Annotated in this window: 13 protein-coding genes; 7 read left to right on the top strand and 6 right to left on the bottom strand. The window is 63.8% G+C overall.

The genetic code is table 11. From position 1 onward, the window contains the following. Window positions 1–32: 32 nt before the first annotated feature. On the bottom strand, window positions 33–3,899 hold the full coding sequence (locus ACLD0U_RS08260; protein WP_410340323.1) for an endo-alpha-N-acetylgalactosaminidase family protein: 3,867 nt from the start codon (window positions 3,897–3,899) through the stop codon (window positions 33–35). Between the two features lie 236 nt (window positions 3,900–4,135). Then, window positions 4,136–5,527, bottom strand: coding sequence for a bifunctional cytidylyltransferase/SDR family oxidoreductase (locus ACLD0U_RS08255; protein ID WP_224818139.1), 1,392 nt, complete (start codon window positions 5,525–5,527; stop codon window positions 4,136–4,138). A gap of 191 nt (window positions 5,528–5,718) precedes the next feature. Between ACLD0U_RS08255 and ACLD0U_RS08250 the strand changes: the two genes are divergently transcribed. Next, window positions 5,719–8,979 carry a CDP-glycerol glycerophosphotransferase family protein gene (locus tag ACLD0U_RS08250; RefSeq protein WP_410340322.1) on the top strand — a complete coding sequence of 1,087 codons (3,261 nt, stop codon included), beginning with the start codon at window positions 5,719–5,721 and terminating at the stop codon, window positions 8,977–8,979. A 12-nt stretch (window positions 8,980–8,991) separates the two neighbouring features. Then, window positions 8,992–10,458 (top strand): polysaccharide pyruvyl transferase family protein, encoded by a 1,467-nt coding sequence (locus tag ACLD0U_RS08245; RefSeq protein WP_410340321.1) that lies wholly within the window; start codon window positions 8,992–8,994, stop codon window positions 10,456–10,458. A 48-nt stretch (window positions 10,459–10,506) separates the two neighbouring features. On the opposite strand, the gene ACLD0U_RS08240 is transcribed toward ACLD0U_RS08245, so the two are convergent. Together ACLD0U_RS08240 and ACLD0U_RS08235 are read right to left on the bottom strand one after the other, a co-directional pair. Beyond that, the gene (locus ACLD0U_RS08240; RefSeq protein WP_410340320.1) at window positions 10,507–11,616 is read right to left on the bottom strand and encodes a CDP-glycerol glycerophosphotransferase family protein; all 1,110 of its coding nucleotides are present in this window, start codon (window positions 11,614–11,616) and stop codon (window positions 10,507–10,509) included. Window positions 11,617–11,618: 2 nt separating this feature from the next. Continuing rightward, window positions 11,619–12,773 carry a CDP-glycerol glycerophosphotransferase family protein gene (locus ACLD0U_RS08235; protein ID WP_410340319.1) on the bottom strand — a complete coding sequence of 385 codons (1,155 nt, stop codon included), beginning with the start codon at window positions 12,771–12,773 and terminating at the stop codon, window positions 11,619–11,621. Between the two features lie 311 nt (window positions 12,774–13,084). Here ACLD0U_RS08235 and ACLD0U_RS08230 point away from each other — a divergent pair, with 311 nt between their 5' ends. From ACLD0U_RS08230 to ACLD0U_RS08210, 5 genes are read left to right on the top strand one after another with little or no spacing between them, the layout of a single operon-like run. Continuing rightward, entirely contained in the window at window positions 13,085–16,321 is a 3,237-nt protein-coding gene (locus ACLD0U_RS08230) for a sugar-transfer associated ATP-grasp domain-containing protein (protein WP_410340318.1), read from the top strand. Beyond that, window positions 16,318–17,448, top strand: coding sequence for a CDP-glycerol glycerophosphotransferase family protein (locus tag ACLD0U_RS08225; RefSeq protein WP_224818134.1), 1,131 nt, complete (start codon window positions 16,318–16,320; stop codon window positions 17,446–17,448). Before ACLD0U_RS08230 ends, ACLD0U_RS08225 begins: the two co-directional genes overlap by 4 nt. Continuing rightward, entirely contained in the window at window positions 17,436–18,488 is a 1,053-nt protein-coding gene (locus ACLD0U_RS08220) for a sugar-transfer associated ATP-grasp domain-containing protein (protein WP_410340317.1), read from the top strand. Before ACLD0U_RS08225 ends, ACLD0U_RS08220 begins: the two co-directional genes overlap by 13 nt. Further along, window positions 18,488–19,111, top strand: a complete 624-nt coding sequence (locus tag ACLD0U_RS08215) for an NTP transferase domain-containing protein (RefSeq protein ID WP_410340316.1) — start codon at window positions 18,488–18,490, stop codon at window positions 19,109–19,111. Before ACLD0U_RS08220 ends, ACLD0U_RS08215 begins: the two co-directional genes overlap by 1 nt. Continuing rightward, window positions 19,095–22,826, top strand: coding sequence for a CapA family protein (locus tag ACLD0U_RS08210; RefSeq protein ID WP_410340315.1), 3,732 nt, complete (start codon window positions 19,095–19,097; stop codon window positions 22,824–22,826). The genes ACLD0U_RS08215 and ACLD0U_RS08210 overlap by 17 nt, the downstream gene beginning before the upstream one ends. 11 nt (window positions 22,827–22,837) lie before the next feature. On the opposite strand, the gene ACLD0U_RS08205 is transcribed toward ACLD0U_RS08210, so the two are convergent. Together ACLD0U_RS08205 and ACLD0U_RS08200 are read right to left on the bottom strand one after the other, a co-directional pair. Beyond that, window positions 22,838–23,842, bottom strand: a complete 1,005-nt coding sequence (locus ACLD0U_RS08205; protein WP_410340314.1) for a hypothetical protein — start codon at window positions 23,840–23,842, stop codon at window positions 22,838–22,840. Window positions 23,843–23,948: 106 nt separating this feature from the next. Then, window positions 23,949–24,881: an alpha/beta fold hydrolase gene (locus tag ACLD0U_RS08200; protein ID WP_410340313.1), complete on the bottom strand. Its 933-nt coding sequence runs from the start codon at window positions 24,879–24,881 to the stop codon at window positions 23,949–23,951. Between the last annotated feature and the right edge of the window lie 10 nt (window positions 24,882–24,891).

Here is a 24,891-nt window from a genome sequence, read left to right as displayed (position 1 = left end):
TCTCCGACCCCGCAGCGGGTCTACTCAACGGATCAGCCGCAGGTGAACTTCGCGTCGGCCCAGTCGGCGTGGTCGTTGCCGTTGCCGTCGGGCGTGGTGTCGGCGATCAGCTCGACGAACTGGCCACCGCTCACATCGGCGGTGAGGGCGAACGTCTCGCTGGTGGCCGTCTGCAGCGGCGAGGTGACGACGGTCTCGCCGTCGACCTTCACCGAGAAGATCACCGTTCCTCGGGACGCCTGTGCGTCGTCGATGCCGACGTCGGCCGTGAAGGTGCTGCACTGCCCGCCGAGGAAGTACTTGATGGTGCTAGGGGCGTGCGCGCCCAGCCCCTTCTCGTACACGACGCCGTTCAGCGTCAGCGGCGTGCCGTCGCCCGCGCCCTGCGGCCCGTTCGACATATCGCGCTCGACGGGGCCCCAGCCATTGCTGGCCGTCACCCAGTCGTGGTCGCTGGCGAACACGGTGGTCGTGGGTGCCTTCGGCAGCGTCTTCACCTTCGTCACGTTGGTCACCTCGCGCTCGCCGACGGGATCGACGGTGGTGGTGTACGTGGCCGTGGCGCCGATGTCGTACGAGCCGTCGACGTCGGCCGGTGCGGTGATGCTCCAGCGGGTCACCAGCGTGCCCTTCGGATCGATCGAGCCAGCGGTCGCCGAGGTCACAGCTTTGGCCGTCCATCCCTCGGGCAGGGTCAGCGCGACCTCGACATTCTCGATCGCCGAGCCCTCGTCAGAGGTGAACGTGGTCGTGAACTCGGTTGACGTGCCCTGCTGGATCACGTCGGCACCCAATGCACCACTCAGCTGCGCGCACGCGGGGACCGCCTCGGATGCCCCGAGGCGCTCGACGGTGAAGTCATCGACGATCAGGTCAGCCGCGCCGCCGCCGATGCGGTTCAAGCCCACGAACGTGTCGCCGCAGGCGCTGGCATCCACGATCTGCTCGAACCGTGTGGTCTCGTGCACGGCACCGAACTCGGTGCTCGCGGTGATGCGCGGTCCGGTCGACGAGTCGTAGCCGGTGACCCAGGCGTACTGGCCGGCGTCGGTCGACTGGTAGTCGAACGAGACGCGGTAGCGCTGCCCGGGCTCGAACGGCACCGAGTAGTCAGACGTGCGGTAGACGAGCCCGCGGTTCTCCTGGTGGGCCATCAGCGAGTACTCGCCGTTCAGGATGTTATCGATCTTGCGACCGTTCCACCCCTTCTGCGTGTAGTCGTTGCGCTTGGCGATGTGAGTACGCGGGTCATTGGTGCCTCCGGCGCTGCCCTTGAAGAACGGCCCCCATCCGGCATCCGTGTCTTCGAAGTCCTCGCGGGCGATCACGTCGTCGCCCAGCGTCGGTGCCTTCGCCTCGATGATGCGCACGTCGTCGACGCGCACCGGCGCGTCGCCGTCGCCGGCGGCGATCGTCAGCGTCGTCTTGCCGTTGCCCTGAGCGGGCACGGTGAAGTGCACCTTCAGTCGTTGCAGGGTCGTGCCGTGCCACTCGTCGGATGCCAGATAGTTGACCGCCTTCGACGAGTCGATCGTGACGGTGGCATCCGACCCCTTCGGCACGTCGATGCCGAGCGTGACCTCGCGCGTCTTGTCCTTGTCGATGCCGACCCAGGCGCTGGCGGTGTACTCGCCGGCGGGCAGCTTGTCGAGACGCTGCGAGATCGACGACGCCCCCTCGCCGAACAGCGCCGCACGGCGGCCCTTGGCATCGCGATCGATGCTCACGGTGCCACGAGGGTTCCAGGCATCGAGGTCGGTGAGGTTGAAACCAGGGTCGGTGATGGTGGTGCCTTCACCGAAGGCCACCTTCTTCGGCAGAGCGCTGCCGGAGTCGCCCTTCTTTCCCCCGACGAGCACGTAGGGCTGGCCGGCCTCGGCATCGATGGTGACGGCACCGTCGACCACCGCGACGTCGGCGACCTTGGTGCGGCCGCCGTCGCCCAGCGCGAACAGCTGCAGCGAGCGGTTCTTCGCGAAGGTGTCGGTGAGGGTCCAGGTGGTCTCACCGCCGGCAGGGTTGTAGTGGTACATCTTGTCGACCTTCTGGCCGGGCTTCGACGACCACGGCAGCAGGTAGGTGTCGCCGCGCAGCACCTCATCGCCGTCGACGGTGATCGAGCGATCGGATGCCGTCGTGCCCGTGATCCGCACATCGCCGGCGAGGTCGATCGCATCGTCGGTCCAGCGCATGATCTCGTGGTGCTGCACGAACTTCGCCGGCACGTTGGCCGTCCAGACGTTCTCGAGGAAGGCGTTGAAGTCGTTCTGACCGGTCCACCCCTCGAACTCGATGATGTGAGCGGTGCCCAGACGGGGGTCGGGGTTCCAGGTGTCGGACTGCGTGTTGTTCACGAACCGCAGGATCTGCGAGTTGACGCCCTTGTTGGTCGAGCCGCCGTACTTCTCGTCGGTAGCCCAGTGCGACCAGGTGTTGTTCGCCGCGAGCTTGTCGGCCCACTCGGACGCCACGCGGAAGTCGTTGTCGATGAGGGATTCCTGGATCTTCTTCGCCAGCCACCCGTACTTGTAGTAGACGTCGACGTAGACCATGTCGAGGTTGTCGTGAGTGGCGTCGGCCAGTTCGCTGATGCGCTGGTCGAGCAGGCCCTCGTTGGTGTCGTAGCGCTGGTCGATGTAGTACGACTGGTCGAGCCAGTTCCAGCCCGGTGCCCGGGGGTCCATGATCTCGTCGCTGAACGAGTTCGCTTCTGGGTAGATCTCTGTCGCGTTGATGTGCACCCCGAATGAGGCGTTCCACTTCTCGCCGGCCTTCAGCGCCTTGTTGAGGTCGTCGAGGCCGCCGGCGCGCTCATTGAAGTTGTCGCCGTAGTCGGTGTTCGCCGAGTCATGGCCTTCGCTGGTGTACCCCTTCAGCAGTGCGACCTGACCGAGCCCGTCGGTGTTCTGCGCGATGCGCTTGACGTCGTCGAGCGTGCGCAGGAACGGGTGGGTGGCCTGTGAGGCGAAGTTGAACGGGATGTGCGTGATGACGTTGTTGGGCGTCTGATCGCCCTTGAACGGGGCGACGCGCAGGTCGCGCAGCGCGATGGCACCGTCTTGCCAGTCGACGGTGCCATCGCCGTTGGCATCGGGGGTGATGGCCACCTTGACCCAGGGCAGTTCCTCGGTCTCGGGGGCGCCCTTGGCTCGGTACAGCCACTGGCCGCTCGAGACGCCGACCTCGACGTCGTCGCCGTCCTTGACGATCTGGCGCCAGAAGTTGCCGGAGTCCTTGTGCGCGGGGCCCGACGAGTCGTCGTACATCGCGTTGGTCGTGAAGGCCGCAGCCAACTCGGACGTGTTAGCGATAACAGTATTTGTTGAGACCGGTTTGGCGTCGAGGGCGGTGTCGGCGGTGATGGGCAGGAACTTGTCGCCGGAGACCGCGCGGTCGACCGAGAGGTCGGCCGTGGCGATGTGCGCGCCCGGCTGCGCTGATGACACGGTGACGAGATCGTGCCCGGGGATGCGCAGTGTGGCGACCTTCTTGTCGGGGTCGATGATCTCGGTGAACGCGAGCGTGACGACGTTCTTCTTGACGCTGAGCCGCGCAGTGAACTCGACGCCGTCGAGCGCCGTCGGGGTGAGGGCGTACTCGGCGGTGGAGCCGTCGATCTTCTTGGAGCGCACTTCTACCGGCTGCGCCGTTCCGTTGATCTCGAGCTCGGCGAGGGCTGCGTTGTTGCCGTGCATGACGGCGCCGCTGGCGCGATCGGTGTACTGCACGACCTGGGGGAACGTGCCGGAGGCGTGCACCTCAAGGGTGCCGGTGCGGAGGGTGATGCCTTCTGGGGTGGCGTCGGCGCTGAACGCCGGAGCTGCTGCGAGCGGCGACAGGCCTGTGACGACTAGGGCTGCGCCCAGCCCCACTCCGGCCCATCTACGAGGGGTCTTCATTTCTGGCTCTCCTTCGAATCAGTTGCCGGCCTGGGGTACCGGCAGGTTCGAGGATGCCACGGCGTGTTAGCGGAAACAAGGGTTCGAGTGAAAGAATGTGACTGAGATTGCAGCGATGCGCGCAGAAAACTTCAGTCCTGTGCGGTCGTCAGGCGCGCCAAGCAACAACCACCGACGGTGCACGGTCGCGAACGGACCGCCGCACTCTTGACGTGCGGCGGTCCGCTCGCGCGTGGCTAGACGCTCTGCTGCGCCGTCACCTGCTCGACGCGAACGTTCACGATCTGACCGGTCAGGTCGCTGTCGAGAACCTGCAGGCTGACCGCTGCAACACTCCGCGGGTCGAGCAGGCTCCCTTCGGGCTCGTCGCCGAAAGCGTTCGTCCGCATCGGGGTGTGGGTGCGTTGAGGGTTGATGCAGTTGATCCGCACCCCGTCTGCGGCCCACTCCTCGGACAATGCCTGGGTCAGGTTGACCACAGCAGCCTTGCTGGCCGAGTAGATGCCGTAGTTCGCACGCCCGCGGGTGTGCGAGCTCGAGGTGAAGAGCAGCATCTGCCCACCAGTCTGAGCAAGATACTTGTGTGCGGCGCGAGAGACGATCACCGGCGCGAGGAAGTTCGTTTCGATGCTCGACTCGATGTGCTTGACCTTGGTGGCGGTCAGCGGTCCCATGCGAAGAACGCCTGCAGACAACACGACCGCGTCGATACGGCCCGACTCGGCGTGAGCCTGTTTGAGCGACTTCTTGATGTCAGCGCGATAGCGCACGTCGGTATGGGTGCTTGACCGGCTGAACTGATGAACGGTGGCGCCAGCTTGCTCGGCGAGTTCGACGATGCTCTCGCCGATGCCATAGCTCCCGCCGAACACGACGATCACCTTGCCGGTGAGGTCGGGCAGAGTGTCGTCTGCCGTCAGGCTCGCTGCCTGCAACTGGAAGAGCTTGTCGGCGATGTGCACGTCGATCGGCTCGGTGACCTTCATGTTCTCGGCTGTGCCGTCGACAACGAAGATCGGCGTATCCGGCAGATAGGTGAACACGACGCCGCAGTCATCCGTTGCGTGGAAAGTCTTGTCGTGGCTGGCCAGCTCGTACGCCTTGCGGATCGTTCCGAGTCGAAACGCCTGCGGGGTCTGCCCACGTCGGAGCGTCGAGCGATTGGGGATACCCGTGATGTGCGAGGCGGAATCGACCTGAATGATCGTGTCGGCGGAAGGAATCGCTGTGTCGACGGCGTCGTAGTCATCGAGAGCATCGACGCAGTCCTCGAGGATCCGATCGTTGACGAATGGCCGGACGGCGTCGTGGAAAAGCACCTTGGTGTCGGGATCATCGCCGAGTGCGTCGAGCGCCGCCATCGTCGAGTCGTTGCGGGTATCGCCACCCGGGATGATGCGAGTCAGCTTGGGGAAACGCTCCGGGTCCTTGAGCGATTCAAGCTGATCGATCGCGCCGGCGTTCATGACGATGATGATCTCGTCGATGGCGGGGCTGGCGTTCATGACATCGAGGGTGTGCTCGACGATGGCCTTGCCAGCAATCTTGATCAGTTGCTTCGGAATCCCCAGGCCCACACGGACGCCGACCCCTCCGGCGAGCAGTACTGCAACAGTGCGTGTTGACATGCGTAGACCCTACCCTGGCGATCGCGCCCACCGGCAAGGGGCGCAATCGAGATGCCCGAGCATCGCTCGGCTCAAGGACAGAGGGGCCAGAGAACTGACAGACGCGTTCGACTAGCATCATCCCGATAACGCGTGCTCGCGAGGAACTACGGCGTCGCGGCACCAAGGATGACCGGGGGTGAGCGGGGACGATGTTCCATCGCATTCTCAAGAGGTTGGCCACGACCAAGTACGGGAAGACCGGGCGGAAAGTGCTACTGGCCGTCCTGAGCGCGGTCGCCGGCCTGTACGCGAGGGCGTGGCGGTTCGGGTCTGCACCCGGCGTCGTGTCGGTGGTGGTTCCGTTCTACAACGTCGAGCGCTACCTCGACGAGTGCCTCACCTCTCTTCGGGGGCAGAGCTACCCCTGGTTGCAGATCATCGTTGTCGATGATGGCTCTGAGGATCGGTCCATCGAGGTTGCGCGCGCGCACCGCCGCCGCGACCTGAGGGTACGCATCGTGCGGCAACGCAACGCCGGACTGAGCGCGGCTCGCAACACAGGAGCGACGCTCGCCAACGGTGAGTACCTGATGTTCATCGACTCCGATGATGTGGTGATGCGCACGACGGTCGCGACCGCCGTGTCGAGCCTGCGGCAGTCTCGCGCCGATTTCGCGGTCTTCGGCTACCAGCGGATTCGAGGCGACAAAGTGATCGCCGCGGCGGAGTGGATTCGACGCGCACACAGCAGGCCGCAGCGCAACGCGACGATCGCTCAACGTCCTGACATTCAGGTCAACGCCGTTGCATGGTCGAAGGTGTACCGCCGTGAGTTCTACCGTCGTGCCAATCTGAGCTTTCCTGTGGGTGTGCTCTATGAGGATCAGCCGGTATCCAGCCTGGCGTACGCGGCGGCACAGAGCTTCGATATTCTGCCGAACGTCGGGATCAACTGGCGGATTCGTGAGGATACGTCGTCTATCTCTCAGCAGACGACTTCTCCGGCGAATCTCACCGCTCAGATCGATGCGGGTCTGGCGTCCGTAGACATCATGGAGCGCCACGGGTGGCATGAAGCCGCCGAGAACCGTGCCATACAGGTGCTCGATATCAACCTGATGTTCTACTCGTCGGCACTCCTCGTCGCCGACGAGGAGTTCTATGCGGCGTTCCACGACTCGTTGTCGCGACTCTGGGCGCGGACTGATGAGGAACACCGACGAAGGCTCCTCGATCCGCGGACCAGAATCATCTGCTCGCTTGTGCTGGGCTACGGCCGCAGTGACGTGCTGGAATTCCTGGCCTCCGGCCGCACCGACTTCAACTCCAACCCGATCGTGTGGGAGAACGGGCGTCCGGTTCTCGATATGCCGGTCCGGACCGACCCGCGCTACGACCTGGACGCGGAGGTGTTCGATGTGCACGTCGAACAGATGAACCTGATCGGCGGGGTGAAGTCCGTTCGATTCGAGCAGAACCGGCTTCACATCGAGGGATGGGCCTACCTCGCCGGCATCTCGCCGGAAGGCGATGACCCGGCGCCAAAGATCTGGCTCGCGCATGACTCCGGTGATCTCATCGAGTTCGACGTCGAGAGGGTCACTGACCCTGCAATCGACGAGTTCGCGGGCCATATGTTCGTCGACTACCGCGCAGGGGGGTTCCGTGCATCTCTCGACGTTTCGCGACTGCCCCGAACGGGGTCGGGGATCGTGCGGGCGCGGCTCACGTCGCATGGCATTACCAACGAGGATGCCCTCTACCGAAGGGGCCAGCCGGAGGGCGGACGGACGGCATGGACGAAGATCGGTGGTGGCCGATTCGCCTACGCTGCGGCCGCCGGCGGTCGCCCCCTCACGATCGAGACGGACGCGGGGCTCCGTCTCGCCCGACTGGAGGGTCTCAGGGCGCAGGCCCCGGGCGAGCTGAAGGAAGCGCGGCTGGAGGGCGACTCTCTGCTGGTGACCGTCGACGCCGCGGGCGCAGACACACTGGCACTCGTGGGCTCGCGGGCCACCGTGCATCCGGTCTCGGTGACACAGAAGGATGGCACCCTCACCGCACGGATTCCGTTGCACACCACGGTCTGGGGGCGGGAAGAAACAGCATTGCCCAGTGGCAAGTACGCGATTCGGGTCGTCCGTGACGGCCGGATCGTCAGTGCTGATCTCTGGCCTGGCGAGTCGTATGCGCGAGTGGCGCCGACCGACGTGCTCACGGGTGACCACAGGGTGCGTCTCAGGGTGCGGCAGTCCGGGATGCGGTCCATTCCCTCCGTCGAGTTAAGCGCACCGCTGGCATACGACGAACGCGGACGACGCCAGCAGGAGCGGTTGCGCAGCGAGAGTGCCGCTCTCCCCGCCGCCGATCCCGCATTCATTGTGCGGAGCCTCTATGGCGAGGTGGCCAACTGCAACCCGAAGGGGATCCACGAGGCCATCAGGAGGGAAGGGCTGGAGGTTCCGGTCTACTGGTCGGTGGTGGACCACTCGGTGCCCATCCCGGACGGCGGAGTGCGCGTCATTGAACGGTCTGCTCTGTGGCACGAGAAGTTGCGTACGTGCAAATACATGCTGGTCAACGTGCATCAGCTGCCTTGGTACCGAAAGACGGATCCAGGCCAGGTGATCATTGAGACCTTCCATGGTTACCCGTACAAGTTGATGGGCCACGACTGGTGGGCCTTCGCAGACTTCCCAGCCGGGCAGGTCGCCGCCTTCGACGCGCGGGCGAGGGATTGGGACTTCGTGGTGTCGCCGGCATCGTATTCGACGGCATTGTTGGACCGGGCCTTCGTGGAACCGGCGGGATCCGACGCGGAGTTCTTGGAGATCGGCTATCCGCGCAACGATGTTCTCGTGCGGGAAGAGGGGGCAGTCGTGCGTGACACGACTCGCGAGCTCCTGGGTATCGGTGAGGACGAGAAGGTGGTTCTCTACGCGCCGACGTTCCGCGACTACCTCTCCGCGGACGATATGACCGCGGAGTTCGCCGCGCTCCTGGACCTGGAGCAGCTGGTGGCCGAACTGCCCGGGGTGCGGATCCTGCTCCGTGGCCATCCGTTCAATGTGCGCTCGGACAAGAAGCTCGATGTCGGCGACAGCGTGATCGATGTGAGCGCGTACCCGGATATCAACGATCTGATTCTGGCTTCTGACGCGGCGATTCTCGATTACTCGTCGTTGCGATTCGACTACGCGCTTACCGACAAGCCGATGCTGTTCTTCGTGCCGGACCGTGACCTGTACCACCGACATCGGCCGGGGCTGCTGCCCTACGACGAGACCGCCCCGGGGCCGCAGCTCTCAGAAACGGGCGAGGTTATCGAGGCGATCCGAGACATCGAGACAGTAGGGGCCGAGTACGCTAAGGCGCGCGAGACGTTCCGAACCACGTACGCTGACCTCGACGATGGCTACGCCGGGCGTCGTCTGTTGGAACGACTTGGGCTGCTGACCTCGACGAAGTAAGGAACGCAAACAGTGACACGGATCCTGATTCGAGCTGGCAAGGAGCCGTGGGTTCCGGTGACACCAGAGACGTCACTCGCGGCGAACGTGATCGGTACAAACTCTGGAAACGCTGTGTTCAGCACCGGGGTGTTCAGCGCACTGGCGACGCCGGATGCGGAGCTGGAGGCAGACTTCTTTCGGGTCGAGCGCGGTCAGACACCGCAAGACATCGCCGCGAGGATCTCCGACGAGTATGACCACGTGGTGCTGCCCTTCGCGAATGCGTTCCGTGGAGCATTCCTTCCGTACCTCGATAGGTGGACCGACGTCATCGGTAGGCTCACGATCCCGGTTACGGTGGCAGGAATCGGAGGACAGTTCTCCAGCAACGATGGTGAGATCGACATCCCGCAGAACATCGGCGAGTCCGCGTCGGCGTTCATGCGCGCGGCGCTGGCAGCATCACCGAGCGTTGGTGTTCGCGGCGTTCGCACGCAGCAGATGCTCGACAAACTGGGCTTCGGTCCGGAACATGTCGAGGTCATCGGGTGTCCCTCGATGTACCGGGCTGATCGCCCCGTCGTCGTGAAGAAGAACACGGACGCGTTGGATGCGGACTCCCGCCTGGCGCTCTCGGTCACTCCCCGAATGGCGCGCCGAGGAGAGTCGACCAGCACGATGGCCACGTTGGTTGCGAGGGCGCAGCAGGAGTTCACGGACGTGACCTACGTTGCGCAGGATGGGCAGGATCTGGCCATGCTGATGTGGGGTGACGATCCGGGAGAGCCGAAGCACCCGGGGATGCCGATCGATCCCTCGCATTCCTTGGTGTCTGAGGACCGCATGCGCTTCTTCGTCGACCCGGAGCGTTGGTTCGATCACCTCAGTCCCTACGATTTCCTGCTCGGCAGTCGCATTCATGGCGCGATCGCTTCTTTGATTGCGGGCACGCCCGCCTATGTTCTGGCGTTTGACTCGCGCACCCGTGAACTGAGCGAGTATCACGCTATCCCGCACCGGATTCTTCGTGACACGGACCCGCACGTGCCTTTTGCGGATCTCTATGAAGAGTTCGACGAGGCGAAGTTCGCGGACACGCAGGCGCGCAACCAGGCGAACTACGTGCGGTTCCTCGAGTCGCACACCTTGCGGCATACCCTTGATGATCCGGCGTTGGCGGCGGGGTACCGTGAACGGCTTGCGGCGGCGTCGCTGCCACCGGGTGTCGGGGCAGAATTCGTGCTCAGCACTTCCATCGCGGTTCAAGAGCGACTGCGTTGGATGCGTCAATCCGTCGGCAATGCCCCTGCGCGGCAAGAGCTTGAGCCCTTGCTGCCGAGCTGGGCGAAGAACGGGGGCAAGGCCAAGCGGGGGGAGTCCGTCGGCCCGGTGAACCCCAAGGGCAGCTCAGCGCTACCGCTCTGGAAGGGTGTGGCAGCTCTTCCGCGTCGCGTCTATCGTGGCCTGCGCCGACGGGCGAGAGCGCTGTTCCGCTGAGACAGTAGGTAGGCCGTGAGCACTCGGGGCCTGCGGGAGGTGCGGTAATCAGCGCAACGACAGCACGAGTTGGGCCAGTCGGGTCGTCGCCCCGCCGGACTCGTCCACGTCGACGAATCCCGGCGCAAGCATCGGCGAGCCTGGCGCGGCCATCAGCCGTATGAGTTCTTCGACGGAGTGGGCCAGGGGGATGCCGAGATCGTCGGGGTAGGACAGATAGAAGTCCCGATCGTCGTGGAAGCGGGTCAGGTCTTCGGCCAACAGGTAGCACGGCACCCCGGCGACGGCTGCTTCGAACAGGGTCGACGAGTAGTCGGTGATGAAGACATCGGCGACGAGCAGCATGTCCTGAGTGGACATGTGCGGCGCGGTAATCAGCCGGGGGTCGGTCGGCACAGGCACGAGCGGGTGCAGTTTGGTGACCAGTGCATATCCGATGTCTGCGAACGCGCCCGTCAGTGCGACCGGATCCGACGCTTCGCCGTCTGTGCGGAACGTGGGGGCGTAGACCGCGATCGGCTTTCCTGCCAGCTGTGGGTACAACTGCAGGAAGCGGTCGCGCGCCAAGGTGCGCTCGCTCGGGTCGGTGAGTCGATCCACCCGAGGCAACGGTGCGACGACCACCCGGTCGATCGAGGTGCCGAAGGCGTCTGCGAAAGGCGCACGGCAGCGCTCAGCGCTGGCGACAATCAGGTCGTACCCTGCGTGCATCCGCATCGCTGCGGCCAGTTTCGGGTCGCGACCGCCGGGGCGGCCGAGCACGCTCAGCCCGAACTTCTTCAACGCGCCCAGCGCGTGCCATGTTTGCACCACGGACAGTCCTGGTGAGTGCGGCAATACCGAGGCAACGATGGAGTATCCGTCGATCACGAGCACGCGAGAGGTCTCGGCGTGGTAGATCTCGCGGACCAGGTGTAGCGCATAGCCGACCTTGCCGATCAGGCCAGGGGGAACCATTCGCGCGATGACCACAACCTCGACGTCGGGTGCTTCACTGCGGATCGCATCGTGCAGCATCCGATAGTCGAGCGAAGGCGTATTGCTCTGTCGCGACAGCAGGGTCACCTTGTTGCGGCGGGGCAGCAGCCGCATTGTGAGCCCGATCGCGGTGACGGCGACTCGGGCGGTGTACGCGGCAATGACGTCGGGCCGGAACATCACTAGAAGCTCTCGTCCCGGTCGAGGAGTTGTGCGGCGATGCGTGCGCTGGAGTGGCCATCGAGCGCACCGCAGAACTCATCGAGAAACGCGGTGAACCGCTGCTCGTCGACGGCGGCGCCGCGGACGGCGCCCGGTAGTTCTGAGGCATCCACCGCGACCGGTCCGAGCGCATAGTCGTTGAACGGACGATAGAACGAGCGCGCTCCTGTGTAGGCAGTGAGGTCCGGCACGAACATCACCACCGGACGTCGCAACAACGCGAACTCGAAGATCGACGACGAGTAGTCGGTAACGAGCACATCCGTCGCCATGAGCAGGTCGTTCATGTCCGGGATGGATGCTGCGTCGATGATCCCGGCGGGCAGACGTTCGGTGCGGACGAACGGATGCTGCCGCACCCCGATTCGCCACCCTGCGCCGAGCTCGGCCGCAAGCGATGCCCAGTCGACAGGCGGCGCGGCTGCGGCGCTGCGCTGACCATTGCCGCGGAACGTGGGCGCGTACACGACGAAGCGCTCGTCGTCGGTGATCCCCAGTTCGGCTCGTACACGAGCGCGCGTTGCGGCCACTGTTTGCTTGTCGAAGAAGACGTCCGATCGGGGCATGCCCCACGCGTGAACCCGTTCGACGGGAATGGCAAAGGCTTCGGCGTAGTCAGCGCGAATACTCTCCGAGCTGACGACCGCATCGGTGTAGTTGCGGTGAATCTCGCTGCCGGGTGTCGGGCCGCCAGGCAGGCCGGCACGGCTGTGTCCGACGCGTTTGAACGCGCCGGCGGCGTGCCATAACTGGACCAGTCGGGCACCGCGCCTGATCGGGAAGCGGTAGATCAGTGGGTAGTAGTCGTCCAGCACGATCACGCGGCTGGTGGCGATGAGGTACGGCAGTCGAAGCGCATCGCGTAGCGGGCGTCGCGCTGCCAAGTGAGTCTTGAAGATGCCGACAACCTCGACCCCAGGATGCTGTGCCATCAACTCATCGCGAAGGAAGGCGATGTTGCCGTCGAAGTCGGCGCGCGAGTCGGAGAGGAACAGAAAGCGATCCGACTGTATGGGCAGGATGGCTCGCCACAGCAGGTACGGGACTGCGTAGGGGAGAAATCGCAGCAGTCGCAGCACCCGGCTCTTGCGCAGCAACGTTCGCACGCTGTTCACCTGTCGTTCATGTTGGGAAGTCGGGTTGAGTATAGTCCGTGGGCCCAGAAGAACCTCGGCGCGGTCGGTGACGATCCCCGGGCCGTCGACGAGAGGGGGGCGGCGGCGCATCACTGCCGGGTTTCCCGGCAGGTGAGGGCCTTCCGTCAGGGGGTGTCGCGCTCGTTGCGACGGGGGCGCCAGAGGCGCTACCTGCACGTTGTCTGAGCGGGAGGCGAGTGACCCGGCGGGTAGAATATCCCCGGTGTCAACACTGAAACCGGAATGAGGGTGCATTGCCGAAATTGATGCGCGAGGGGAAGCGTCTCGCCGTGACGGCTCTGGCACAACCTCACCTACGTCATGGGATCGCACCGGAAGCCGCGCGAAGCTGGGTGCGCGAGACCTACGCCGACTGGCAGACGCCGTCAGCATCCCCGTTCTTCATCGGCAAGGCGCACCGGGCAGGATTCACCGCGCCGGTGTACCGGCTCGCAGCGCAGCGCGGCGTGGACGTCTTGTCCGTGATCTCGCAACGCGACTACTACGCGCTTCGTCCGCTCAACGCGAAGCGGCCATGGCTTCGCAGTCGTGTGGTCGGCGCGCGCAGGTTGCCAACCCTCGCAGGCGTGCTCGAGGAACCACTGGCGATCGTGCAGCGCAGAGGCGGACGCGTGTCCGTTGTGCCCGTCAGCGACGAGCATGACGCCAGCGACGCCGGCGTTACCTGGCTGGTGGAGCTCTTGCGTTCTCGAGGCAGCGCACGCCTCGTCACCCTTGCCTGGGGGAACGGTGCGGGTCGCATCCTCACGTGGGCAGACGACGCGCTGCACCTCGACGGTCGAGAGGTCTCTGTCGACGAGCTGCGCTCGCAACTCGACGAGCTCACGCGCATCGAACGCCTGCTGATCACGGGACACACGGCTGCGTCGCACGCCAACGGCGAGCCGGCCGACACCATCGTGCAGGCCTACTTCGGTGTGAACGACGATGGCGAGGTGAGGTCGCTCGGCGACGACTCGGCTTCAGCAGACACGGTTCACGCAATTGACATCGTGCGCAAGGCGCTGAGCGCGCCGCAGCGGGAGTTCACGTTTCTTCAGGTCACCGCACAGGTCGGCCCGGATCAGCGCGTCACCGTTCTGGACATCGATCCCTCGCCGGAGTACCCGGCGCAGACGCTGTTCTCGGATGATGCCAATGCGTATCTGAAGCGCCTGTTCGAAGAGCGTGAGGTGCAGCGATCGATTCGGGCACGGCGTCACTCGGCCGTCGGGCGCGCAACGTGGAAGCTGAGCCGCGTGGGCGCACGCGTCAAGGCGTTCGACCTTCGTGCCGGCGGCTTCACGGGGCGGGCCGCCCGCACCTGGGTGGGCACGATGGAAGACGACTCCGGCGAAGAGACCCGGGCCACACGCGCACAGGTCAAGGCCGCGCATCGGTGGGGTTTCCCGGTCGCCGTCGTGCGAGACTTCGGCATTGCCGCCACGAACCGGTCGCAGTTCCTCTCATTGCGCGGTTACCTCTACGCGCATCCGTTCAATGGAAAGTACGAGAAGTGGGTGCGCGACCGCGTGTCCGCTCTGATGGTGTTCGCACCGTTCCGTGAGCACTTCGACACGGTCCACTACCAGGTGTTCCGCCGTGGTGAAGAAGCGCACATCGTCGCGATCTCTGCCGAGGGCAAGGACGCCGGCGTGTCGCTGGAGTCGTTGCGCACTGTGCTCGGAGACCGGGGACCCCTGATGCTCATGCCGACCGCATGGCAGTCCAGAACACGAGCTCTCGTGGCGCACGACGGGACCTCCTTCATCGTGGATGGCGTCGTGTGCTCGACGAGCGAGTTCCAGGAACTGCTGGCTGCGGTGACGATCGACCAATCCCACGTGCTGGTCGAGGTGGACCACCACGAACAGGAGCACGACGCGTCGCATCGCATCGACGTCGTGATGATGAACCCCGACGGCGCCAATCCGCATGTCGCCGAGGCTCGCCTTCTGCTCGGCGGTGACGAAGCCGCCGCGGCAGACGATGCGCCGCAACTGGAAAGCCGCGTAGACCTCACCAGCGGCGCGTACGACGGTGCACGTGCCATCATCGATGGCCGCATCGAGAACTTCAGCGTGGATCCGCAGACAGGCGAGCGGATTCGTGGCGTCGTGCCGCGCTGGTCCGAGGTCGTCGACCTGCTCGGGCGCATGGTCGCCTTCGCGCCGCAGTTGCGCTTCATCGAGTTCAGCCTCGTGATCGAGGGCGAATCGGTGCGGGTCGTGCGGGTCTCCGCCTCACCGACCTACAGTCGGCTCTTCCCGTTCCACGCCGACACGGTCGCGTTCGTCCGCGAACTGATCCGTGAGAAGCGTTCGGGCGCATACCGGCTCGGGGCCCGCATCGAGCGGGGCCTGCACAACGCGAAGCTCAAGATCCGTCGAGAGTACGGCAAGACCTTCTTCCCGAAGGGGTTGGTGCCCTACCAGGCGGTGCGCTGGCCCGGCGATATCCGACGCGATCTGATGCAGCGCAACGGCATCCCGCTGTCGACCAAGATGTGGGCCTACCGGCACGGGTTCCTCTCGTATCGCGTACCGCAGTACGGAATCACCCCCGCGAACCGGCAGCAGTTCATCTCGGACTTCGAGTACCGCTGGCTGAGACACATCAACGAGCGCTACAAGTACTGGCTGGAAGACAAGATCAGCATCAAGTACGTCGCGGCCGACTTCAACGAGTTCCTGCCCGCCTACTACTTCTATACGCACCGCAGTCGCGGGCAGAACCACGTCGTGCCGATGATGGACTGCCCCGAGGGATACGGCGCGGACTACGCCGACGTGCTGCGCCTGGTGCAGGAGAAGGGCGTGTTGGCGCTCAAGCCTGACGAGGGCTCGCATGGTGAGGGGTTCTACCGGCTCGACTGGGCCGACGGACAGTACTCCTTGAACGGCGAGGTCGTCACGGAACAGGCCGTCGTCGATCTGCTCGCCAACCCCCAGAACCGGTACCTGGTGACGGAGTTCATCACCATGCACCCGGATATCGCCGAGATCTACCCGACTTCGGTCAACACCATCCGGATGATTGTCTTCAAGAAGGACGGCGTCACACCCGAGCTGGGCAACGCATACCTGCGGATCGGTTCGGTCGCCTCGGGATACGTCGACAACACCGCTGCGGGGGGAATGCTCGCCGAGATCGAGGTCGAGAGCGGACGATTCGGCAACGCGCAGACGCTGAACAACGGGCGAGTCGTGCCGTGTCCGCGGCATCCCGACACCGACGTGCTCATTGAGGGCCAGGTGCCGAATTGGGACTTCGTCAAGGAGCAGGTGCTGAAGATGGCGGCGAGTTTCTCGCAGCTCGAGTACCTGGGCTTCGACGTTGCGATCACTCCCGACGGGTTCAAGATTCCTGAGATCAACAGGTTCCCGGACTATCCGAGAATCGACCGACTCACCCCCTCGACGATCGATTACCTGCTGCTGAAGCTCGCTCAGAAGAAGCGCTACTACGGCTACGATCGCACGCCGCCGCGCACGCTGGTGAAGCTGCCTCGAAGGGACGAGGCATGAAGGGCATCCGCATCGGTTTGCTCCGCACCTTCCTGACCATCGTCTACGCCGCAATCAAACTGGTCACGCGCGTCGACGAGCGGAAGGTCGTCTTTCTCGGACGGCGGATGAATCGTCTGCCGCTCGATTTTCGGCTCATCATCGAGGAACTGCAGCACCGGAATCCCGAAGTGCGAGTCGTGGTCTACTCGAAGCTCGTCCGCGGTGAAGACATGCGCGAGACGCTGTCATTCGTGCCGACCCTGCTGAAGAGCCTGTACCACCTGGCGACGGCGAAGGTGTGCGTGCTGGACTCGTACTGGCCGGCTGTGTCGATGCTCACGCACCGCCGATCCTTGGTGATCTACCAGATCTGGCATTCGATCGGAAAGATCAAGCAGTCCGGCAAGCAGGCGCTGGGACGCACCCAGGGGCGCGCCGAGCATGTGGCGAACGGAATGCGGATGCACGAGGGCTACGACTACGTCGTCGCCGGCGCCAAGGTCTGGAATCCCCAGTACCGTGCCGCGTTCGGCGTCGAGGACGACCGGCTCCTCAATATCGGTCTCCCGCGCGCGGACTACCTGATCCGCGAGAAGGACGTCATCGCCGAGCGCATCACCAACCGATACCCCGAGCTGAAGCAGAAGCCTGTCTTGCTCTATGTGCCGACGTTCCGGCGGGGCGAGAACGCAACGGGCGCATTGAAGCTGGCGACCGCGGTCGACCTCGAGAAGTTCACACTGGTCGTCAAGAAGCACGAGAGCGACACGCTCGTCTTGCCTCCGCAGCACCACCTGACGTGCCCAGAGTTCACCGGCACCGAGCTGTTGACGGTCGCCGACTACGTCATCACCGACTACTCGTCGATCGCGCTGGAAGCCGCGCTCATCGACGTGAAGACCTTCTACTTCTTGTACGACTACGAACACTATTTGGAGAGCAACGGGGTCAACATCGATCTCGACAACGAGGTCCCGGGCTGCGTATTCCGCGACGCGGACAGCCTGGTGGGCGCGATCGAGTCGGAGTACCCGCTCGCGTCGCTGCGCCGGTACCAGGAGAAGTTCCTGTTCCCGGACCCCGGGCATTCGACCAAGGACCTGGTTGACCACATCTTCACGGCCGGAGGACTATGCACCCGCTGATCAAGCGCGCGGTAAAGCGCGGAAAGCTCGCGTATCTCTGGGTGACGCGCATTCTTCTCGCTCCCAACCGCTTTGGCGTGCCGTGGCACGTGCGGCTTCGGTATGCGGTCTCGGGTGGCTTCATCGCTGACCAGGTCGCGTTGTACGGGCTCACCCCGCGCACGAAGGGCGCCTACCTGTCGGAGTTCGACTGGTATCGGTCGCGGTGGATCAACGAGCCGTTCGATTCGATGCTCAACAACAAGATCGTCTGCAATGAGGTGCTGCAGCACCACATCCGCGTTCCCCAGATCTTCTTCATCAAGAACAAGGGGCGGCTCGTCTCGCACGGATCGTCCTCCGGACCGAGCGCGACGATCGACGAAGTCATCGACACACTGGACCAGACCGGGGCGATGTTCTTGAAGCCGCTGGCGGCCGGCAAGGGTAAGGGCGTGCGTCGTCTGGACTCGGCCGACGGTGTCTATCGGATCGACAACGCGACGGCATCCCGTGAGCAGGTCGTGCGCCTGATTCAGACCGAGGATGGCTGGTTCCTGTCCGGTGCGGTCGAGCAGCATCCGCAGCTTGCGGCGATCCACGAGCACACCACGAACACCATCCGGCTGATCACCATGCGCATGCCGGACGGCACGGCGAAGATCTTCTTCGCCGTGCTTCGGATGGGCACCGCAGAGACGGTGCCGGTGGACAACGGCAGCCGTGGTGGTCTCGTATCGCGCATCGACCTCGACAGCGGTGAGCTGAGCGAGGCCCGCACGCTCTGGTCGCGCGACGTGTTCACCGAGCACCCCGACACGAAGGCCCAGATCCTCGGCGCACGAGTGCCGCTGTGGGATGACGTGAAGGCAGCCGTGCTGAGCGCGGTCGACGCGGTTCCTTACGTGCAGTTCATCGCCTGGGACATCCTGGTCACCCCCGATGGCCCCTGCGTCATCGAGGCCAACACCTCTTCAGGGGTGAACATCATTCAGATCTGGGGTCCGCAGCGTCAGGGCGAGCTCGGCGATTTCTATCGCGCGCACGGCGTGAAGTGCTGATGCGGTACGTCATCATGGCCAACGGCCACGGCACCCGCTGGGGAGGGCACAACGGCATCCCCAAGCACCTCATCGAGTTCGATGGTGAGACGCTGCTGCGTCGCATCGTGCGGCAGGTGGCCGAAGCCGACCCGGGCGCGGACATCGTGATCTCGGCCAGCAACCCTGCATATGACACAGAGGGAGCGCGACGTCACGTTCCAGAGGTGAACGAGATCGAGCTCGATCGATTCGTCCCTGAATTGATCGTTGACGAGGTCACTTTCCTGTATGGGGACACACTGTACAGCACATCGGCGATCGCAGCGATCGTCGCGGAACCAACCACGGCGATTGACTTCTTCGGTGATGAACGCGCCATTGTGGCGGTCAAATCGGTTGACCGGGATCTATTGTTGCGCCATCTCGACAGGGTTCGTCGGCTGTTTATCGCCAACGAGATCGATGCCTGCAAGGGATGGCAGGTCTACCAGTCCTACGAAGGACTGTCATTCGACGACGTGGTCTTGGGGCCACGCTTCCGGATCCTGGATGACGCCACCGTCGGGTTCAACACGCCGGAAGAGCATACAAGTTTCACCGATTGGCTTCGACAGGAGAGACAACATGACTATCAGCCGTGAGGATGCGGACGACCTCGGGGCGGCAGCCGCATACGTGCGACTGCACAGAGGGCTGTCGTTCAGTGATTCGCTGCTTCAAGTGAAGGCTGCGCGCGACGACCATGGCATCACGCCGCGTACGTATGTTCAAGACCGCCTGTACCTGGTCTCGAGCGACGCACTCGGCGAGCTGACGCGGAAGGATCGATACGTTGCTCTTGTCGCTGAGCAGATGGGATCCACCTACGGTCGCGCATACTCGACGATGCACGAGATTCGCCACCGATACGGCATCGGCTTCCGGGAGTTCGCGCAGAACAAGCTGTATCGGCATGGCGACGGCGAAGCGCTCATGGCGGCGGTACGCCATCTCATCGAACGTGAAGGTAAACACATCCAGCAGGTGTGCCATGAGACTGGATGGACGTTCGAAGATGCAGAACGACGGATGCGCGAGGTCAAGCGACGGTGGCCCACGCTGGACTATCGCAAGTATGTCGGTTACCGTCTCGCAGCGCAGACTGAGGAAGAAATCACGAGCCTGATCCAGCGGTGGACGGACACAGCGAAGGCCAACCGTGAGAAGGTCGCAGAGATCACGGGCTGGTCGGTGCGTCGAGTCCAGAAGCACATGACTCGCTATCAGATTCTGTATGACATCATCCCGGCGTACTACATGTGTTATCGAGGGTGGGAACTGTCCGACGAGCAGATGGACGGCTACGCTCGCCAGAAGCTGAGCGAGATACTTGCGAGCAGGTTGAACAAGCGTTCGGACACTGAGCTCATGGGTCGCAAGGACAAGTTTGATGCGATCTACTCCGAGTTTGTGAAGCGCAAGTTCTGGGTTAACTCAGACTCATCCTTCGAATCGTTCCTCGACTTCGCAGATGGACTCGATTCGGCTTTCTGTAAACCGCTGAAGTCAGGTGGCGGTCTGGGGACATTCACCCTTGATCTCACGGTTGATCAGGCGTCGCTTCGAGAACTCTACGACGATCTCATGAAGCAGCCGTTGATCCTCGTCGAGGAGAAGGTCGTCCAGCACCCGGAGCTGAACGAGTTCTATCCCAACTCCGTAAACACGGTACGTGTCGTTACGTTGCAGGATGAATCGGGAACGCACGTAATTTCGACCGGAGCGCGATTCGGTAGTAGCGGTATCACTGACAATTTCAGTGGAACGGGGATGGTGAGCGATGTTGACATCGCGTCCGGGCGGATAATCACGCCGGCGGTCGACAAGAAGGGTGTCGCATACGATGCGCATCCCTACTCGGGCAAGCAGTTCGTTGGTTTTCAGATCCCCCATTGGGATCAAGTGATCGACACTGCGAAGCGCGCAATGCATGTTCTTCCTGGCGTCAACTATGTCGGTTGGGATGTTGCCATTGGGCCAGATGGGGTCAGTCTCATCGAAGGAAACTCCATGCCCGATCTTGTGCTCGTGCAGGCGCCGTACGCGCCGATGAAGGTCGGGAAGCGCTACTTGTTCGATCCGTTCTTGGAACGTACGGCTAAAGACAGCGCGAGGCCTGCCGTCGACATTTCCTCCGTTGCTCCGAAACTGAAACGTGATTCGGCTGCGGGCAGCGCTGCTGAAAAGGCGCGCGATGTCGCTACTCTGTTCAGACGCAAGGGTGAAGTGGTCGCGCGGCGACTGCGCAATGCGGTCGCGCCGGGCACAGATGCGGGATCGCACCGCGAGACTGTTCAGGATGGACTTCGGTTCCGGCTGAGCGGTGGAGTCGCCGGAGTGGTCGGGCATGAAGGCGCGCGGGGCGAGGTTGCAATCCCTGAGAGCGTCGAGGGGCACCCGGTTGTCGCGGTCCGGGCGCATGCCTTCGAAGGTTGTGTGGACATCACCGGAGTTGTGCTGCCTGAGAGCATCACGACGATCAACAGCTATGCCTTCGCGGGTTGCACTGGGTTGACAAGTATCGAGATTCCTGAAGGCGTCGAGGTGCTTAATCGAAGCGCATTCGAGGGCGCATCGGCCTTGGTTGAGGTCGGTCTGCCATATGGATTGCGGAGAATCGGACGGCAGAGCTTCAAGGGCTGCAAGTCTCTTGCAACGCTGTACTTCTATTCGCAGCGTGGCATCAGTGATGTCATGGTGACAGATCGCACGTTGCGCGAGAACACCTTGCCTACGAAGATCGACTACATCGGCCTCTCTGCCTTCGAGGACTGTGTAGCGCTCACGGAGGTTTACATCCCGCACCTTGTGACGAGCATCCCTGCGCGTGCGTTCAAGGGTTGCTCAGGGCTTAGTGCGGTACACCTGCACAACCGACTGCAGGTCATCGGGCCAGAGGCCTTCCGTGGATGCTCGGCGCTAACGTCCCTGCGGCTACCCGCACGTTGCAAAGAGATCGGTCCGGGTGCGTTCGAATCCTCGGTGGAGCTCGTCGCTGGCAAGCGGTCGTTTGCGGCCGAGTATGCCAAAGAGAACTCCTTGACGTGGCGCGAGCCCTCGACGGATGGACGCGCTCTAGACAGCCGGATGCTCCCCGGCAAGCCGCATCACCGTTTCTACACGGATAGTGAACTGGTGGGCGTCGTAGAGCGGAACGAGATCCGGCATCCCTCCTACACAACGGGCATCTCAGGTGTTGAAATCGAGTGCGGAGAAGTTCCGCACTCGCGATTTGTGCTTGACGGCGATGTCTATCGAGGCTCTGCTGCGCACCAAGGGCGCGCCCGAATCATGGTGGTCGGGGATCTCATGGCCCGCTACCGTCAGCAGAAGGCCGCCGAGAGCTGGGGTGACGGCGGTTATGATGCGAGTTTCGTGGAGGTGAGGGACGTCCTTGCCGACGCCGACTTCGTCGTAGGAAATCTTGAGAGCACGATCAGCCCTACGGCGCCGTACACGAGTGAGCGGGAGCATGTGAATGCACGGCCACACCTGAACGCCCCCGCCGCGTTCCTTGGCGCGGTTCGGCGCGCTGGCTTCGACGCTGTCACGCACGCGCAGAATCACGCCTACGACTCAGGCGTGCGGGGCGTGCTCGAGACGCTCGACGCCGCGAACCGGTGTCAGCTCATGCACACTGGCATGTTCGCGTCTGTCGACGATCGCCGGCCGCTCGTTGTCGATATCGGTGGTATCCGGGTTGGCATGATCGCCTACCTGGACAGCGCTCGACAAATGATGAAGAAGGCAAACTTCACCAAGACGGGGCTGGATGCCATGTTCCCGTACTTCGACGAGGGGGAGATCGCCTCCGACATCGCTCAGGCTCGTGAGGCTGGGGCTGAGTACATCATCGCGTTCTGTCACTGGGGTCGCGAGTACACGTCCGAGATCACCGAACGTCAGCGCGAGTTTGCGCGTCGTGTTGCGGATGCTGGGGCCGACTACATTATCGGAGCTCACTCGCACTGCATCCAGCCCTACGAGGTTCTGACTGCGGCGGACGGCCGAGAGGTGCCCTGTCTTTGGTCGGCCGGGAACTTCGTCTCGGACATCAATCTCAAGCCGCCAATCACCCGTGACACTCTCATCATGGATCTGACCCTCGTGCGTTCCGATGAGGGCGCTGTTGTCCTGGCGGCGCATGGGTACCACCCTTGTCGGATCGTGCATCGTCGTCACTCCGACGGGGAAGCATATGTCGTCGTTCCTGCCGTCAGTGACTCGGGTGCCGAATCTCGCGAGAGCGAGTCGCTCTCAGAGGCGCGTGCTCGAATTCGTGGTGTAGTCGGCTCGGGGATTCCGCCGGTTCGATAGGCGCAGCTGCGCTAATCGCTCCGTGTGCTTGGGAACATCCCGTCGATGATCGCTGAGGCGACATCGCGGGGTTCTCCTTCCCAAGGGAAGTGGTGCATCGAGACCATCGGGTCCGTGTTGATCTCGAGTACGCGGGGCGGGTCATCTCCGGGGTTGCGTGGCAGAAGGAGGTCCATGCCGAACGACCGCGCCCCCGGAATAGCCCGAGCGGTGGCTTCCGCGATCGCGACCTCATCGGGGGACAGGTCGTCGGTGGCATCAATCGCGTCTCCGCCTTGGTGGAGGTTCGACGCTCTACGCAAGTAGATTCGCTCACCTGCCGCGGGGATCGACCCCCGCGAAAGGTCGTTCTCGGCGAGCAAGTCATGGGCAACATCATCGAGTTGCAGCTGGATGTGGATCCGCCCGCGATCTCGATTTTTCTCTGATACGAGTTCCGCAACGGTCGAGACGCCGTCACCGAGCACACTTGCTGGGCGACGGCGGGTGACGCCTACCAGTTTTCCATTGACGACGAAACAGCGGTGCTCGACACCTGAGTAGTACTTCTCGACGAGGACGCGGCCGTTTCTGGCCTTCGCGACGTCATCGTATGCCTGCAGAAACTGTTCACGGGTGTTGATCCCCACATGGACGTTCTTGCCCATGATCCCGTTCGCCGGCTTTACGACGAGGGGCCCGAGTGGTTCTGCCCAGAGCCATGCGCGCCCAGCCTCTCGCTCCCCGAAGACCTGGTTCTCCGTACTGGGTACTCCGTATGCAGCCAAAATCCGACTGCTGACGTCTTTGTGTTGCGCTACACGCTGACTGAGAATCGTATTCCAGTTCGTGTAGCCATTTCGCCACGCGAACTTCGTGCCCTTTGCAGAGGTTAGGTAGTAGAAGCCCTTCTCCTCGTTCTTCGTGATTCCAAGTCCTCGTCTGTCGGCCTCCTGGAGCAAGACGATGTTCGTCCAACCCTTGACGGTGATGCCGTACTTGGCAGCGAGTTCCTTCGGCGGCAGAAGTAGTGTCATGGTCGCTCCTGGTAGAAATCTCTTGCTGTATACAGCAGTAAGCGGTGAGCTGTCACCGTGTCTGAGCATAGGGCCTCAGCGGTCGCGCGCCGCCGTGTGCTGTCCGCTACACCCTGTCGGGTGTGGGCGAGCCTGCAAACAGCCCCGTCGGGGTTCGGGGCAGATGTGGCCGCTCCGTCCGTTCTGCGCAGCCCAGCCCGCCCACCGCGAACGCCAGCACCGCATCGAGCACCATGTCCGCGCTCAGTACCCGGTTGTGGCCCAGGCCGTTGGTCAGCAGCAGGTGTGATCGGCCGGGGTGCGCCGCATGCAGTGCCCGGGAGTGACGGGCATCGAGCGCGCGGTCCTGTCGGTCATGGACAAGCAGCAGCTCGGTCCCGGCAGGCAAGGGGTGCGTGAGCGTGTCGAAGCGGGCATCCGATTCCTCGCGACGCAACCCGAGGCGGCGGTAGAACCCCGCCTCGAACGCGGGTCGCGCGTACGCGGGCATCCGCAGCGCGCCCAGGAACTGATCGTGGAACGCGGGCACGGCCCCCGCCCCGGCGATCGATGCGACGCGGCGCGCGGGCACGCCGTCGCGGACGGCGGCCAGCGCTGCGAACGCGCCGAACGAGTGGCCGACGATCAGGTCGAACGGGCCCTCGGCGTCTGAGAGTGCGTGGGCGGCATCCACCCAGTCGCGCACATCGGTGCGCCGGCCCGGCGAGTCGCCGTGCGCCGGCGCATCGAACGCGACGACCCGGTATCCCTCGCCGAGCAGGTCGCGCACCAGGGGCGCGAACTGCGAGGCCCGCCCGTTCCAGCCGTGCATCAGCAGCACCGCCGACGGTCCGGCGCCCCACTGGTAGGTCTCCATCTCGGTGCCGCCGACGCGCACGCGTGCGCGGCGCGCGGCATGGTCGGTGAGCCAGTCCTCGTCGCGCAGGCGCATGCGGGTGGTCGAGAAGAACGCGTTCAGCGCGAGGTGCGCGCCGAGTGCGGGGGCGACGCGGGCGGTGGTGCGGATGCTGGCGGCGGTGACGGTCATCAGTGCATTCACGATCGACTCC

The organism is Microbacterium sp. 2216-1 (assembly GCF_046507855.1).
Classification (GTDB): domain Bacteria; phylum Actinomycetota; class Actinomycetes; order Actinomycetales; family Microbacteriaceae; genus Microbacterium; species Microbacterium esteraromaticum_C.
Note: the sequence above shows the minus strand (reverse complement) of the source record. Positions and strands in the feature narration are given on the sequence as shown.

Excerpts from the sequence above, each read along its gene's own strand:
- ACLD0U_RS08260 (WP_410340323.1), bottom strand. The coding sequence starts at position 3,899 with ATGAAGACCCCTCGTAGATGGGCCGGAGTGGGGCTGGGCGCAGCCCTA.
- ACLD0U_RS08255 (WP_224818139.1), bottom strand. The coding sequence starts at position 5,527 with ATGTCAACACGCACTGTTGCAGTACTGCTCGCCGGAGGGGTCGGCGTC.
- ACLD0U_RS08250 (WP_410340322.1), top strand. The coding sequence starts at position 5,719 with ATGTTCCATCGCATTCTCAAGAGGTTGGCCACGACCAAGTACGGGAAG.
- ACLD0U_RS08240 (WP_410340320.1), bottom strand. The coding sequence starts at position 11,616 with ATGTTCCGGCCCGACGTCATTGCCGCGTACACCGCCCGAGTCGCCGTC.
- ACLD0U_RS08225 (WP_224818134.1), top strand. The coding sequence starts at position 16,318 with ATGAAGGGCATCCGCATCGGTTTGCTCCGCACCTTCCTGACCATCGTC.
- ACLD0U_RS08220 (WP_410340317.1), top strand. The coding sequence starts at position 17,436 with ATGCACCCGCTGATCAAGCGCGCGGTAAAGCGCGGAAAGCTCGCGTAT.
- ACLD0U_RS08215 (WP_410340316.1), top strand. The coding sequence starts at position 18,488 with ATGCGGTACGTCATCATGGCCAACGGCCACGGCACCCGCTGGGGAGGG.
- ACLD0U_RS08210 (WP_410340315.1), top strand. The coding sequence starts at position 19,095 with ATGACTATCAGCCGTGAGGATGCGGACGACCTCGGGGCGGCAGCCGCA.
- ACLD0U_RS08205 (WP_410340314.1), bottom strand. The coding sequence starts at position 23,842 with ATGACACTACTTCTGCCGCCGAAGGAACTCGCTGCCAAGTACGGCATC.